This window comes from Thermomonospora echinospora (genome assembly GCF_900108175.1).
In the GTDB taxonomy this organism is placed as follows: domain Bacteria; phylum Actinomycetota; class Actinomycetes; order Streptosporangiales; family Streptosporangiaceae; genus Thermomonospora; species Thermomonospora echinospora.
Map to the genome: position 1 here is coordinate 1 of NZ_FNVO01000017.1, position 14,352 is coordinate 14,352.

The 14,352-nt window shown below is 70.3% G+C and carries 12 protein-coding genes; 4 read left to right on the forward strand and 8 right to left on the reverse strand.

The features are described 5' to 3' along the window. The coding region (gene groL / locus C4U03_RS29040) for a chaperonin GroEL (protein WP_103942439.1) at positions 1 to 1,531 on the reverse strand (1,531 nt) is incomplete at its 3' end. Between the two features lie 198 nt (positions 1,532 to 1,729). On the opposite strand from groL, the gene C4U03_RS29045 reads away from it, so the two are divergent. After that, a complete protein-coding gene (locus C4U03_RS29045; protein WP_103942181.1) occupies positions 1,730 to 2,365 on the forward strand; it encodes a TetR/AcrR family transcriptional regulator in 636 nt (211 codons plus the stop codon). Positions 2,366 to 2,666: 301 nt separating this feature from the next. After that, positions 2,667 to 4,013 (forward strand): MocR-like pyridoxine biosynthesis transcription factor PdxR, encoded by a 1,347-nt coding sequence (gene pdxR / locus C4U03_RS29050; protein WP_235018230.1) that lies wholly within the window; start codon positions 2,667 to 2,669, stop codon positions 4,011 to 4,013. A 292-nt stretch (positions 4,014 to 4,305) separates the two neighbouring features. Here pdxR and C4U03_RS29055 read toward each other — a convergent pair whose 3' ends face one another. Then, on the reverse strand, positions 4,306 to 4,809 hold the full coding sequence (locus C4U03_RS29055; protein ID WP_103942184.1) for a cupin domain-containing protein: 504 nt from the start codon (positions 4,807 to 4,809) through the stop codon (positions 4,306 to 4,308). 363 nt (positions 4,810 to 5,172) lie between these two features. On the opposite strand from C4U03_RS29055, the gene C4U03_RS29060 reads away from it, so the two are divergent. Continuing rightward, positions 5,173 to 6,063 (forward strand): alpha/beta fold hydrolase, encoded by an 891-nt coding sequence (locus C4U03_RS29060; protein WP_103942186.1) that lies wholly within the window; start codon positions 5,173 to 5,175, stop codon positions 6,061 to 6,063. A gap of 244 nt (positions 6,064 to 6,307) precedes the next feature. Here the strand turns inward: C4U03_RS29060 and C4U03_RS29070 are convergent, their stop codons facing one another. From C4U03_RS29070 to C4U03_RS29085, 4 genes are all read right to left on the reverse strand, one after another. After that, positions 6,308 to 7,261 carry a sigma-70 family RNA polymerase sigma factor gene (locus C4U03_RS29070; RefSeq protein WP_103942188.1) on the reverse strand — a complete coding sequence of 318 codons (954 nt, stop codon included), beginning with the start codon at positions 7,259 to 7,261 and terminating at the stop codon, positions 6,308 to 6,310. A gap of 17 nt (positions 7,262 to 7,278) precedes the next feature. Then, positions 7,279 to 8,481 (reverse strand): NAD(P)/FAD-dependent oxidoreductase, encoded by a 1,203-nt coding sequence (locus C4U03_RS29075; protein ID WP_103942190.1) that lies wholly within the window; start codon positions 8,479 to 8,481, stop codon positions 7,279 to 7,281. Positions 8,482 to 9,014: 533 nt separating this feature from the next. Then, positions 9,015 to 10,184 (reverse strand): hypothetical protein, encoded by a 1,170-nt coding sequence (locus C4U03_RS29080; RefSeq protein ID WP_103942192.1) that lies wholly within the window; start codon positions 10,182 to 10,184, stop codon positions 9,015 to 9,017. Between the two features lie 96 nt (positions 10,185 to 10,280). After that, positions 10,281 to 10,976 (reverse strand): TetR/AcrR family transcriptional regulator, encoded by a 696-nt coding sequence (locus C4U03_RS29085; RefSeq protein ID WP_103942194.1) that lies wholly within the window; start codon positions 10,974 to 10,976, stop codon positions 10,281 to 10,283. 109 nt (positions 10,977 to 11,085) lie between these two features. On the opposite strand from C4U03_RS29085, the gene C4U03_RS29090 reads away from it, so the two are divergent. After that, a complete protein-coding gene (locus C4U03_RS29090) occupies positions 11,086 to 11,820 on the forward strand; it encodes an SDR family oxidoreductase (RefSeq protein WP_103942196.1) in 735 nt (244 codons plus the stop codon). 285 nt (positions 11,821 to 12,105) lie between these two features. On the opposite strand, the gene C4U03_RS29100 is transcribed toward C4U03_RS29090, so the two are convergent. After that, a complete protein-coding gene (locus tag C4U03_RS29100) occupies positions 12,106 to 12,891 on the reverse strand; it encodes a DUF1963 domain-containing protein (RefSeq protein ID WP_200827549.1) in 786 nt (261 codons plus the stop codon). Positions 12,892 to 13,134: 243 nt separating this feature from the next. Beyond that, a complete protein-coding gene (locus C4U03_RS29105; protein WP_103942198.1) occupies positions 13,135 to 14,337 on the reverse strand; it encodes a hypothetical protein in 1,203 nt (400 codons plus the stop codon). Between the last annotated feature and the right edge of the window lie 15 nt (positions 14,338 to 14,352).

Below are 14,352 nucleotides of genomic sequence, written 5' to 3' on the forward strand. Positions count from 1 at the left end.
CCGCGATCGAGGAAGCGTTCTGCAGCGCCGAACGGGTCACCTTGGCCGGGTCCAGGATGCCGGTCTCGAACATGTTGACGTACTCGCCGGTGGCCGCGTTCAGCCCCTCGCCGGCGGGAAGGTTACGCACCTTCTCCACCACCACGCCGCCCTCCAGACCGGCGTTGACGGCGATCTGCTTGATCGGCTCCTCCAGCGCCCGCCGCACGATCCCGGCACCGGTGGCCTCGTCCCCGCTCAGCTCCAGCTTGTCGAAGGCCTTGGCCCCGGCCTGCAGCAGCGCCACGCCGCCACCGGGCACGATGCCCTCCTCCACCGCGGCCTTGGCGTTGCGGACGGCGTCCTCGATGCGGTGCTTGCGCTCCTTGAGCTCCACCTCGGTGGCCGCACCGGCCTTGATCACCGCGACCCCACCGGCCAGCTTGGCCAGCCGCTCCTGCAGCTTCTCCCGGTCGTAGTCCGAATCGGTGGCATCGATCTCGGTGCGGATCTGGTTCACCCGCCCGGCGATCTCACCCGCGTCACCGGCACCATCGACGATGGTGGTCTCGTCCTTGGTGACGACGATCTTGCGGGCCTGGCCCAGCATGTCCAGGGTGGTGTTCTCCAGCTTCAGGCCGACCTCCTCGGAGATCACCTGACCACCGGTCAGCGTCGCGATGTCGCCCAGCATCGCCTTACGACGGTCACCGAAGCCGGGGGCCTTGACCGCCACGGAGCGGAAGATCCCGCGGATCTTGTTGACCACCAGGGTGGCCAGCGCCTCGCCCTCGACGTCCTCGGCGATGATCAGCAGCGGCTTGCCGGCCTGCATGACGGCCTCGAGGACCGGCAGCATGTCCTTGTTGGAGGAGACCTTGCCCTGCACGATCAGGATGTAGGGGTCCTCCAGCACCGCCTCCAGCCGCTCGGCGTCGGTGACGAAGTACGGCGACAGATAGCCCTTGTCGAAGCGCATGCCCTCGGTGAGCTCCAGCTCCAGCCCGAAGGTGTTGCTCTCCTCGACCGTGATGACGCCTTCCTTGCCGACCTTGTCCATCGCCTCGGCGATCATCTCACCGATCCGCACATCCCCGGCCGAGATCGAAGCAGTCGAGGCGATCTGCTCCTTGGTCTCCACATCCTTGGCCAGCTTGGACAGCTCCTCGCTGACCCGCTCCACCGCCGCCTCGATACCCCGCTTCAGCGACATCGGGTTCGCCCCGGCGGCCACGTTGCGCAGACCCTCACGCACCAGCGCCTGCGCCAGCACGGTCGCCGTGGTCGTGCCGTCACCGGCCACGTCGTCGGTCTTCTTGGCGACCTCCTTGACCAGCTCGGCCCCGATCTTCTCCCACGGGTCCTCCAGCTCGATCTCCTTAGCGATGGACACACCATCGTTGGTGATCGTGGGAGCCCCCCACTTCTTCTCCAGCACGACATTGCGGCCCTTGGGACCAAGGGTCACCTTGACCGCATCGGCAAGCTGGTTCATCCCGCGCTCCAGACCCCGGCGGGCCTCCTCGTCGAACGCGATCATCCTTGCGGCCATCGTTCCTCCTGCCTGTCCGGCGGTGTGCCGGGACGACGCCCGCGACGGACGGCCTGCCGGCAGGCCTCGCCGTCCCGGCGCACCTCGCGTGTTGGCACTCGCCAGGTGTGAGTGCCAGGTACCGACCCGCACTCTACCCACAATTTGCGCACCACGCATCAAATGCGTGACACGCATCCACGGGATAGGATGCGGAACATGAACGACGGTGAAGCCCCGGACCTGCGGACCCGCCACAAGCAGGCCACCCGGGAGGCGATCGGCGCCGCCGCACTGCGCCTGGCGATCGAGCAGGGTCCCAACGGACTGGCTCTCGTACGGGTGAACGACATCGCCGCGGCCGCCGGAGTGTCGCCCCGCACCTACAACAACTACTTCTCCAGCAGGGAAGAGGCGATCTGCGCCTTCCAGGCCGACCGGGCCCGGCGCCTGGGGGCGGCGCTGCGGTCCAGACCGGCTGAGGAGCCGTTGGATCAGGCCATCACCGCGGCGGTGGTCGGGCACTTCACCACCCCGGAGCCCGACCGAGCCGGCCTACGCATGATCATGTCCACCCCGGAGCTGGAGGGGGAGGCCCTGAAGGCGTTCACCATGGCGGAGGGACCGCTGGCCGAGGCGATCGCCGAACGCACCGGCACCGACCCCGCCCGCGACCTGTTCCCCCAGGTCACCGCCGCCGCCGTCGCCGGCGCCGTCCGGGTGGCGGGCCGGTGCTGGCTCAGCCCCGGCAACACCGACCCGTTCGCGGCCGTGCTCCGCCGCGCGCTCGCCCACGTCCTTCCCGCCACACGTTCCGACGGGCCTCACGAACCGCCGCGAGAGACGCAGGGGTGATGTGGCAGCGGCCCGGAAAGTCACGCCAAGGAGCGCGGGCTAGGTGGGCTTGGCGTGGCGACGTCGAAGCCGATGAGGGTTTTGAACGATGAGGGTTTTGAATACGCGCGGCGCGGAGGCGGCGACATCGATGCGACTGGGGCGGGAGCCTGCTGGGGCGTTGTTCACGGGGCTAGCCTAGGCAGCTCATAGACCGACCAAAGGGGGCCATTAGGTGCCGGATTCTCGGGTCAATTCCGCCCAGGGGGTAGGATTTGACCTGCATCTTGAGCTGTCGCCTACGGGGCCTCGCCGCGCGGCGGTGGCGGCGGCCCTGCGTGCGGCGGTGCGCAGTGGGCGGCTCGCGCCCGGGACCCGGCTGCCGCCGTACCGCTCGCTTGCGGTGGATCTGGGAGTCGCCCGCAACACGGTCGCGGACGCGTACGCCGAACTGGTCGCCGAAGGCTGGCTGACCGCCCGGCAGGGCTCCGGCACCCGGGTCGCCGAGCGTGTCGCGGCCAAGCCGCAGCGTGTGCCCAAGAAGATCCCGGGTCGCGGGGCCACCACTCACAACCTCCGGCAGGGGCAGCCCGACGCGACGTCCTTTCCCCGTGCCGCGTGGGCCGCGGCCGTTCGTCGCGCCGTGACCGCCGCACCGTACGACGCCTTCGCCCCCGGAGACCCCCAGGGGCGCCCCGAACTACGCCGTACGCTTGTTGAATACCTCGCTCGGGCGCGCGGTGTGTCCGCTTCACCAGACCAGATCGTCGTCTGCGCCGGGTTCGCGCATGCGCTGCGGCTCCTGTTCGGCGGCGGCGTGCTATCCGGGCCGCTGGCCGTCGAGCCGTACAGCCTGCCCTTCCACCGCGGCATCCTGGCCGACGCCGGAGTGCGCACGATCCCGCTGGGCCTGGACGCCCAAGGCGCGCGCACCGACCAACTGGCGTCGCACCCTGGCACCTCGTCGCGGCGCGGCGCACACGCCGTTCTGCTCACTCCGGCCCACCAGTTCCCGACCGGCGGCCCGCTACACCCGGCGCGCCGGGCCGTGGCCGTCGACTGGGCGCGCAGCCGGGGTGGGGTGGTGCTGGAGGACGACTACGACGGCGAGTTCCGCTACGACCGTGAACCCGTGGGCGCCGTCCAGGGGCTCGATCCCGACCACGTCGTCTACATCGGCTCGCTCAGCAAGAGCCTGTCCCCGGCGATCCGGCTCGGCTGGATGGTGCTGCCGCCGCACATGGCCGACGCCGTGCTCGCGGCCAAAGGGCTGCGCGAAGCGTGGACGGGCGTCACCGACCAACTCGCGCTCGCGGAGTTCATCGAGTCCGGGCACTATGACAAGCACATCCGCCGCATGCGGCAGCGCTATCGCGCCCGCCGCAACCAGCTCGTCGCGACGCTGGCCGAGCACGCCCCACACATCCCGGTGACCGGCATCGCGGCCGGACTGCACGCGGTCCTGCGCCTGCCACTGGGCACCGAGGCGTCCACCGTCGAGGCGGCCACGTGGATGGGCGTGGCGCTCGACGGCCTCGCGACGTTCCGCCACCCCGACAGCCCCGACCCCCACCGGGACGGTCTGGTCGTCGGATACGCCGCACCTCCCGAACACCGCTACCGATCGGCGCTCGACGCACTGTGCCGGGCTCTGCCACCCCCTCCCTGACGCCCGAGCCGAGCAGCACGCCCGGCGACCTGCTTGGTGCGCTGCCTGCGCAGGCCGAGGGCGGCGCCGAACATCAGGGTGTACCCGGCGCCCTGGCCGACCCCGAGCACGCCGATCCCGGGGACCAGCGCGACGTACGAGCGGCATCAGCGGGTCGGCGCTGCGCCGTTCGACCACGACGAACGCCGCGAGCAGGACGGCGCCCGCGGCGGCGGAGAAGCCGAGGCCGGAGCCGATCTCGGACAGGGTGACGTACACGATGTTGTACAGGACACGCGACCCGGCTGCGGGTTCAGCGCTCGGCGAGCGCCTTCGACCACACGGGGCTGTCGAAGTAGTGGTTGTCGTACTGCTGCGAGCTGTCGCGGATGTCCTGCACGGTGGCTTCGCCTCGGTGGACGCGCTCCAGCAGTCGGTAGTAGTCGAAGCGGTGCAGGCCGGGAGTGAAGACCACCAGCATCTCCGCCTCGCTGCCGGGGGCGGGCGCGAAAGCGTGCGGCACGGTCGGCGGGACGGTCAGGAAGTCGCCCTTGCCCAGGGTCAGGATCTCGTCGTTCACGAGGATGCGCATCGCGCCGTCCAGGACGAGGAACATCTCGGTGGCCTTGGTGTGGAAGTGCGCGGGAGCGCCCGGCGAGCCTTTGCGGAACGTGGCCTTGTTGGCGGTGAGCGCGCCGCCGGTCGCGCCCGCGTCGGCGAGCAACGTGATCAGGCTCGTCGCGCCGTCCTGGAGAGTCTCGGCGTTCTCGGCGCGGACGAGAACGGGGGCGGTCGGCTGGTTCGTGACGGCGGTCATGGATTCTCCCGAATGTACGGCCCGGCTTCTCACCAGGCACTTCCTGCTGACACCCATGAACCTATGGCCAAAAAAGACCCATCAGATAGTTCATTCAACGGCGATATCCATGGGTCAATTTCTCGCTGGACCGGCGGTGTCGCCGAGCGGGGCGTGACGGCCGCCGGGATCACCCTGACCCGGCGTGGAGGGCCCGGAGGTCCTCGGCGCAACGACCACCACAGGCTGACGGCTCACCGCCGGCGCCAGGCGGTGACCGCGGCCTCGGCGCCGACCAGGTCGGCGAACGCGTCCGCCGCAGTGTCGTCATCCGCTGCGTTAACACGTTGCCTCGCCTGGGCGCCGACGGGCAGGGTGTCGACGATGTTGGGAAGCCAGATCGAGTTGCCCGTTGGCGATGGTGTGTTGTCGGGGTTGGACTTCGGCGGCGAAGGGACAACGGGCGTGTTGCTGGTCCACGGCAGCGGCCATAACGCCGCAGTATGGACTGATGTGGCGTCCCGCCTGGTGGATCGCTGTCACCTGGTGGCGGTGGACCTGCGGGGGCACGGGCACAGTGCGCCTGTGTCGAGCACACCTGAGCAGTATTGGCGCGACCTCGCCGACGTCGTGGCGGCCTTGGAGTGGGACCGTCCCGTGCTGGTGGGTCATTCCACCGGTGGGTACGCCGTGACCGCGGCGACCGCCGCCGGCCTCGTGGACGCGGCGGCGTTGTGTGTGGTCGATGGCATGGTGCTCGATGACCGGGACACGGCGGCACTCGCCCAGGCCCCATGGCAGGGCCCGGAGGCGGCCGAACGGCTACGGGAGATGTTCCGCTACGGCTGGCGGGCCGGCGAACAGCAGATGCACGCGTACGTCGAGCAGTGCGTGCGTGAGGCCGGAACCGACTGGCTCAACGCCGGAGCACGCCCGGAGTTGGTGCGCGAGGTCATCCGGCGCACCTTCCTGCGCCGCGCGGATGGGCTCTGGGAACGCCGCCCGACCATCGAGGAGATCGCCACCGTCAGCGCTCCCGACCCGCACGCGGTGATCTATCCGAGCGTGGACGTGTACGCACATGTCAGGTGCCCGATCACGTTCCTGTTGCCCGACCGCGGCTTCTACGCCCAGCGCCGCGACGAGGTGCAGGCCGTGGTCGATGCGGCTCCGGGCCGAGAACTGATCGAGATCGCGGCCAACCACAACGTGCCGATGACACAACCCGCCGACCTGGCCACGGTCATCGGCGAACTGGTACGCCGTCACCCCTGATCGCCGGGGTGATCACCGAATACGACCTGCCCACCCCCTCATCGGAACCCCACGGCATCGCCGCGGGTCCGGACGGTGCCGTGTGGACCGCCCTGGAGGCGGGAGCAGCCGCCCGATTGGCCCTGTGATCCTGTTCGCCGTCCGCACTCGGCTCCGGACTCCTGTCCGTGACCCACGGTGCAAAGTAGCGAGATGATCACGTACTCACCGCTGTGCCAACCGGCCCGTCGTGGTCGGCGTCGGGTCACCACTGGGGGATGAGCGGCGTGTCCGGTTCGTACCGCCGCCAGGCTTCGGCGAGGCGGGCGAGACGGGTGGGGGCGGCGATGCCGCGCACGGTTGCGATCTTGCCGTTGGCGATGTCGAACGTCACGGCGCCAAGGACCTGGTCGCCGAGCACGAAGAGGATGGCGGGAGCGCCGTTGACGAGCGCGTAGTGGATGGCGGGCGTGCCGCCGGCAAACCGCCGTTTCGCGGGGGTGGGTTTGAAACCGGCCCGTACGACGGTGGCGATGCGCTGCGGAGTGTCGTACCGCAGCAGCGTCCCGGCCAGGCCGGCGCCGTCGGAGATCGCGGTCGCATCGTCGGTGAGCAGCGCCACCAGCCGTTCGGTGCGGCCCGAGAAGGCGGCGGCGAAGAATTCCTCGACGATCCTGCGGGCGGATGCCGGGTCGACTTCGCCGCCGCGGCGCCGCGCGGCGGTGATGCGGCGCCGGGCCCGGTGGAGGTGCTGCTGGCTTGCGGACTCGGTGATGTCGAGGATCTCGGCGATCTCGGCGTGGCTGTAGGAGAACGCTTCGCGCAGGAGGTAGACGGCCCGTTCGAGGGGCGACAGGCGCTCCATGAGAGTCAGCACGGCCAGGGAGACCGATTCGCGCTGCTCGAAAGTGTCGGCCGGGCCGAGCATCGGGTCGCCGTCGAGGAGCGGTTCGGGCAGCCAGGCGCCGACGGCGCGTTCGCGGCGGGCCTGTGCCGAGCGGAGCCGGTCGAGGCACAGGTTGGTGACGACCTTGGTCAGCCATGCTTCCGGCACCTTGATCCGCTGCCGGTCGGCGGCCTGCCAGTGCAGGAACGCATCCTGCACGGCGTCTTCGGCGTCGGCGGCGGAGCCCAGCAGCCGGTACGCCAGGGAGGCCAGCCGGTTCCGGCTGGCCTCGAACCGATCGGTGTCGAAGCGATCAGTGGCGGTGCTGTTCACGCGGCCACCCTAGGCGGCTAAGCGGCCGCCTTCACGGCGGACGCGTCCGGCACGGCGGCCAGGCGGCACTTGCGCTTGGGCAGGCCGAAGGTCGGGTGCGAGATGCTCCACAGCGACATCCTGAGGATGCCCGCCTTGACCCGCGCGGCCTTCCGGCCGCCCACGTACTTCGGCTTTGCCTGCGCTTCGCCGTCGACCAGCTGCAGGATCCCGTCCCGCCGCCCGAGGCTGATGTGGTTGCCCGGGTAGGCCAGCTTGGTGTTCGCAATCTTGCGGCCGGTCAGGCGTCCCACGATCGCGTCCGTGGCCTGCAGACCGGTGAAGCCGGCCGAAGCGCAGGACATCGGCAGCGGCAGGCCGTTGTCGCCGATGGCGTAGGCGCTGTCGCCGGCGGCGTAGACGTTCGGGTGCGAGACCGACCGCATGGTGCGATCGACGACGACCTGACCGTTCTCGGTGACCTCCAGCCCGCCGGCGGCGGCAATGGGGCTGACCGTGAACCCGGCCGTCCACACGGTTGCGTCGGATGCCAGGGCGGTGCCGTCGGCGCACAGCACCCGCGTCGCTTCGACGGCTTCGACGCTGGTGTGCTCCAGGACGGTGATGCCCAGCCGGTCGCAGGCCCGGCGCAGGTGGTTGCGGGCTCCGGCGGAGAGCCGGGCGCCCAGCTCGCCGCGGGCGACCAGCGTCACCGACAGTCCGGGCCGGGATTCGGCGATCTCGGTGGCGGTCTCGATGCCGGTCAACCCGTCGCCGACGACCAGCACACTCCCGCCTTCGCCCCGCCCGCCCAGGCTGTCCAGGCGCTCGCGCAGGCGCAGCGCCGAGGGCCGGGCGGCGATGTCGAAGGCGTGCTCGGCCACGCCGGGGACGCCGCGGTCGTCGCCGTGGCTGCCGAGCGCGTAGAGAAGTGTGTCGTAGCCGAGCTCGCCGCCGCCGCCGTCGGCGTCGGCCACGGCGACGACCTGGCGCTCGGGGTCGACGGCGGTGACACGGGCCAGGCGCAGCCGTATCCCCGTGCCCGCGAAGACGTCAGCGAGCTTGGGAGCCTCGATCTCCCGGCCGGCCGCGAGCTGGTGCAGCCGCAGCCGCTCGACGAAGTCCGGCTCAGCGTTGACCACGGTGATCTCGGTGTCCGCCGGGGACAGCCGGCGGGCCAGGTTCCCGGCCACGTAGGCCCCGGCATAGCCGGCGCCGAGGACGACGATGCGGTGCTTCATGTGTCGCTCCTGTCGGTTCGCTTACTCTCGATGAGTTGAGCGGGACGGCGCCCCGATTGCTGACAGGAACCGCATGTGACATGGGTCATAGAGTGGCAGGAGCGCCGCCCGACGAGGGGGACGGCCGGAATGCGGCAGAAAGACACCGCGGGTGTGTGACCGATGCAGGTATCGGGTGTTCGTCTAACGAACGTTAGACGAACGCACGTCGGGCGGACGTGAAGGCCGTCGGTTGTCCGCCGCGTCCGGTTCCGGCGTTCATTTTACCGTTCATCTTTCGGTGTCTTCCGATAGCGTTCGTCTTCCACGCGAACGTCGTTTGATGAACGGAAGGCGGTCCTCGTGGCGCTCATCGGCCTGGTCCGGGTCAGTACCGACAAGTAGAAGACTCAACGGCAGCACGACGCCCTCGATCCGATCTGGCCCGGGACTCCCGAAGCTCCGGCCAGGGGCAAGGTGTAGTCAGCCCAGGTTGGTGAGGGCGGTAACCCGACCGGTGCTCGGTCCGCTGTCGCCACTGGCCGCTCCGTTGCTCAAGCCTCGGGTCCCGATGGAGGCAGCCACCGCAAGATACTCGTCTGTTCCTCGATGTTCTGATGGACGATGCCGTTGTCGATGAAGATCCGCTCGTGACGCTCGGCCCCGGGCAGGTCCAGGAAATCCAGCCATTGGCCAGTCTGAATATCTAGGAAGACCAGCCCGACGATTTGCCGGTCCCAGCCGCCCGCTATTCGTCGCTCCTTTTCGGCTGCCATGGCCAGCAGTCGACCTCGGGTGAACATGGGACCGTTCAAGCCGACGGTCAGGTCATCGGTGCCCAGAGCGCGCAATCTGGTGGCGGACAACGGCCGAGGTTCGCCGTTGTCGGCTCGAAGGAGCCGGTAGCCGCTGGCGAGGCATTGTGCCCCTGCCGCGTGATCACGCCAGCGGATGGCTGACAGGAACTCGTCGGAGTCGAGCACCACCAACTCACCGGACGTCGACAACGCGAGCCCCATCACTCGTTCACCGGGGATGTCGTCCGCGAGCGACGTCTGGCCGGGCACGGCCCCATAGAGCCGCAACCGGCCCTCCACCACCTCGGCGACGGCCAAGACCATGGTGTCGTCGCCGCAGCACGCTGCGAAGGCGACCGCGGTCGATGGCGCTGCCGCGCAGCAGGCCTCCGCCCCCTCTCCCCAGTCCCCGATCAACATCTCACCTGTGGCGCTTTGCAGGGCCGAGACACCATCGACATGCGCGAGCGTCGCCGCATCCAGCAGGTTCAACCGGGCAGGCCCTTCAAGTACGGCTTCCCCGAAGAGCAGATACGAGCCGTCGGCGGTGAACTGGAGCCAGCCAGGCTGCCTCCAGGCAAGGTCCAAGAGCCTTCGCCGGCCTTCTCGCTCCGTGTCGTCCCGGCCAGCCCAGCCATCCGGCAGTCGTTGCACTGTGCCATCGGATTGCCACAACTCGACCGTCAAGTCCTCACCGAGCACGGCGACGCTCTCCCCGCCGGGCCGCACGGCAAGCTGGTGGAACGGCCTGGTCGGCCTACAGGACATCACCGAACCCAACGCGGCATCAGCATCATGGACCGTCACGACTCCGCCCCGCGTGACCGCCATATACCGCCCGCCCGGGTCAACCCCGGCAACCCGCCCCACCACGTGGCCAACTTCGACGATGCGGCCGACACCGGCAGCCATGAGCGAATCCTGCATCGGTTCGTTCTCCCTTCCATGGGATCAGGGGGCCGGGTCCATACGGCCTGGAACTCCTCAAGCAACGGCGAGCGGATCCGCATGGTGCTTTGCCGGTCAGGGGTGTGTGATGCGCTCGAGCCATCGTTGGAGGAGAGCGATTTCGACCGGTTCGAGGGCCTCGGTACCGCCGAGTTGGAGTTGCGCGTGCAGGCGTAGCGCGGCGGTCCGCAGAGGGTCGGTGTTGTGCTGGGTGGGCGTGGTGGTCAGTACGTGCGAGAACACGGCGTCCCGCATGCGGTGGGACAGCGCGGGGTCTTCGAACAGGGCCGGCCTGGCGATGTGGTCCAGGGCGGTCCCGACGTTCGCCGACAGGATCAGCTGAGCGGCGGTTTGCGGCTCCAGCTTCAGCGCGCCTGCCGCCGCGCACCGTGTGAGCGTGGCCACCAGCAGGTCCATCACGCGCTCTCGCGCCGTCGAGTGCGACCACGGCCGCGGAGTGAACATCAGCTGGTAGAGGGCCGGGTTCGCCTGGGCGAACGCCATGTGGCCGTCCCAGCCAGCGTGCAGGTCGGCGACCGGGTCGCCGGTCTGCTCCTGGGCGGCCTTGAGCGCGGTGTAGCGCTCGTACCCGTGGTCGGCGACGGCGTCGAGCAGCCCGCGCTTGTCACCGAACAACCGGTAGAGCACGGGCTGGCTCACACCGACCGCCTCGCAGACCGCGCGCGTCGCGATCTCGTGGTCCGAAGACGACGCCAGCTGCCGCTCCGCCGCCTCGATCATCGCCGCGCGAAGCGGGTCCGTCTCTGCCATGCGATCAATGATACCGCCAGTTGTTATCGACGATACGGACCTGTGCTACCGTCGAAGGCGTAACGCCGATACGGCGAATGGTTATCGACGCTAAGTTCGGGGAGTCCTTATGAGTGATCAGCGTGTGGCCGTCGTCAGCGGCGGCTCTCGCGGGATAGGCAAGGCGATCGCGGTGGCGCTGGCGGCACGCGGCTTCGCGGTCGCGGTGGGGTTCCAGGGGGCGGCCTCCGCCGCGGCGCAGGTGGTGGAGGAGATCACGGCGTCCGGAGGCCGGGCGATCCCGGTCCAGGCCGATGTGGCCGATGAGGGCGCCGTCGCGGAGATGTTCGACGCCGCCGAGAAGTCCTTCGGCGGGGTCGATGTGGTCGTCAACTCGGCGGGACGGCTGGCGCTGTCCCCGATCGCCGACCTCGATCTGGACGAGCTGGACGCCCTGCACCGCACCAACATCCGCGGCGCGTTCGTGATGGCCCGGGAGGCCGCCCGCCGCGTGCGCGACGGGGGCGCGCTGGTCAACCTGTCCACCTCTGTGGTCGGCCTGCAGTTCCCCACCTACGGGGCGTACGCCGCGAGCAAGGGCGCCGTCGAGGCGATGACGCTGGTGCTCGCCCGCGAGCTGCGCGGACGCGACATCACGGTCAACGCCGTCGCGCCCGGCCCGACCGCCACCGAACTGTTCCTGGAGGGCAAGGACGAGGCGGCGATCCAGCGGCTGGCCAAGCAGCCGCCGCTGGAGCGGCTCGGCACCCCCGAGGACATCGCCGAGGTCGTCTCCTTCCTGGCGAGCCCGGCCGGGCATTGGGTCAACGGGCAGGTCGTACGCGCCAACGGCGGCATCATCTGATGGTCGCCGCGCGACAGGTCATCCTCATCACCGGGGCCTCCAGCAGGTTCGGCCGGCTGACGGCCGTGGCCCTGGCACGGGACGGGCACGCCGTCGCCGCCGGCATGAGGCGGACCGCGGACCGCAACGCGCCCGACCCCGGTGACAGAGCAGGCCGCCACCACGGTGATCATGGACCTGCGACGCCTCCGAACCCCCTCCCGCTCGCGCGCCGGAACGGCCTCGGCAGGCGCATAAGCCCGCCAGCAGCTCGCCCGCGCTCGTAGGGGCCGGATGCCTCGGCCGTCAGAAGGCGTCGACGTACACGTACACCCGGTCAAAGCGGAGAGCGGCCAGGTCGGCGCGGCGAATCACCCAGTGGAACAGGCCCGCCTCCAGCTCCTCGCAGTCGTCTTCACCACGCCAGGTGGCCAGCAGCGTCCACTCGTCGCCGTCCGCAACGGGCAGCGGCACTTCGTCCCGGACCACCTCGACCGGGTCCCAGTTGAACAGGACCGGCTCGCCGCCAAGCTGGAAGCGCCAGTGAGGGCGCCAGCCGACCACCTGCGACCAGGCGGACTCCAGCTCGGCCGCCCGCTGCGACTCCTCGTCGTCGTCCTCCTCGCGCCACGGCCACGACCACTGGTAGAAGCAGAAGTCCAACCGCGCCCGGCGGTAGGTGCCCGGACCGTCGTCCGGGTCGACCGGACGCTCTGCCAACGGCGTCCCGGCCGGCATATACCGCACGGCGTCGGCGACCACCGCCCCGCTGCCCGGATCAGGGTCGGCGAAGAACAGCAGCCGGCCCTCGGTGGGCAGCGGCAGATCCGTCGCCCCGGGCGGCAGGGCCGCGCAGTCGACGGCCGCGACGAACGCCGCCGCCGGCGCGGGGGCGCCCTCCGGCAGAGGTGGGTTCCCGCCGGTCAGCGCCATGACCGGGCCGGGGCCGTCCGGTGCGAGGTAGACGGCCGGGCGAGCGGTGCGTATGTACGCCTCCACCTCGGCGGCCGGAATCCCCCGTGCGGCGGCCTCCGCGCGGAAGCGGGCGGCCCTCGCCGCCGGGGTCTCGTCAATGGTTTCCGTGTCGGTCACGGGAGGAGACTATGGCCGTCACCCGGTTCGTAGAGGACCTGATGGCCTCCTCGACACCCGGTGGCAGGTGCCGCGCCGGTGACGCGGCGGGGCCCGGATAGCGTGGTATCCAGGCCCCGCCATCTCGCGCGTGGTGCGCGGGTGCGCCACCGTGCTACTGCCCGTCGTCAACGACGGGCCCCGCCGTCCTCGACTGCCGGCCCGACAGCAGCGCCGCCTCGTCTTGTGCCGTGGGGGGCCGGGTCATGACTTCAAGTCCGAGGGCAGGAGTTGTTCGGTGAGCAGGCGCCGTACCCGGGTGGTGCGGTCGGGGGAGTCGAGCCAGGTGTTCAGCAGCCGCCACCCGTGGTAGTAGCCGAGCGTGTACAGCTCCATGCCAGGCGCCCGCAGTGAGCCTAGGGCCGCTGCGGCCTCGGCGTCGGACATCAGGGCCCAGCGGGACAGGTAGCCGGTGACCTCGTGGTCAGGGCGGCCCTCGGCGGCCAGGAAGCCGGCGTTGGCCCAGGCACCGAACAGCGCGTTGCGGGCCCGGTGGATGGCGGCGAAGTCGCTGCTGTCGGGGGTCATGCCGTGTTCGGCCAGGACGTTGTCGGTCAGCCATGCCTGCGCCTCGTCGCCGGGAAAGGCGATGTCCTGGGCGTGCAGGCCGAGTCCCTCGCTGATGACGAACGACGGCCCGAGCATGAACCGGACCTGCTGGTCGAGCCGGCCCTGCTCCTCCACCAGCACCAGCTCCTTGAGCATGGACTCGGCGATGTGCCCGGGGTGGCCCTCGTGCGTGACCACGTACAGCAGATCGGCCAGGTTGAACGGCAGGTCGCCGTTGATGAAGATTGTTGAGCGCCGTTCGCCCGCGTAGTGCCCGGCCGCCAGGAAGTGCGCGCCGTGCCGCAGCCGGCAGTCCACCACCTCGTCGTCGGGCAGCGGCACCAGGGCGGCGGTACGCCGGCGTGCCTCGGCAACGGCCCGGTCCACCAGGGCCGGCAGCAGGTCCAGCCGTTCCAGCGGCAGCGTGTGGGCCGCCTGCCAGGCCTGCAGCCGCTCGGTCAAAGCGCCGGTCCCGCGGGGCAGCGCCCGGTCCAGGCGGGCGTGCGCCTCCTCGAAGACTTCCTGCGGTAGCCAGTGCGCCTGGATGCCCAGGCACTGATGGGCGTACTCCGGTAGCGGCAGCCGTTCTCCGGCAAGGCGCCGGGCGACCGTGCGCAGAGCCCGGACCTGGGCCCTCAGATAGCGGGCGCGTTCGGGTTCGAAGGGCGGCTCGTCCAGCAGGGCTTCGGCGTCGTCGGCCAGCCGTCCGGGCGCAGCCGGCTCCTCCGCCTTGACTTGCGCGCTCCACTCCTGCGGTCCTCGGTAGATGAGCACCGTTGCGCCTTCGTCCCCGACCAACCGCCGGTTGACGCGCAGCGCCAGCAGCGCATACCCGCGTAGCCACTCCTGGGGCGTCATACGGATCTCTCCTTT

Coding starts and splice junctions, on each gene's coding strand:
- C4U03_RS29045 (WP_103942181.1), top strand. CDS start 1,730: ATGAACGACGGTGAAGCCCCGGACCTGCGGACCCGCCACAAGCAGGCC.
- C4U03_RS29055 (WP_103942184.1), bottom strand. CDS start 4,809: ATGACCGCCGTCACGAACCAGCCGACCGCCCCCGTTCTCGTCCGCGCC.
- C4U03_RS29060 (WP_103942186.1), top strand. CDS start 5,173: ATGTTGGGAAGCCAGATCGAGTTGCCCGTTGGCGATGGTGTGTTGTCG.
- C4U03_RS29075 (WP_103942190.1), bottom strand. CDS start 8,481: ATGAAGCACCGCATCGTCGTCCTCGGCGCCGGCTATGCCGGGGCCTAC.
- C4U03_RS29080 (WP_103942192.1), bottom strand. CDS start 10,184: ATGCAGGATTCGCTCATGGCTGCCGGTGTCGGCCGCATCGTCGAAGTT.
- C4U03_RS29085 (WP_103942194.1), bottom strand. CDS start 10,976: ATGGCAGAGACGGACCCGCTTCGCGCGGCGATGATCGAGGCGGCGGAG.
- C4U03_RS29090 (WP_103942196.1), top strand. CDS start 11,086: ATGAGTGATCAGCGTGTGGCCGTCGTCAGCGGCGGCTCTCGCGGGATA.
- C4U03_RS29105 (WP_103942198.1), bottom strand. CDS start 14,337: ATGACGCCCCAGGAGTGGCTACGCGGGTATGCGCTGCTGGCGCTGCGC.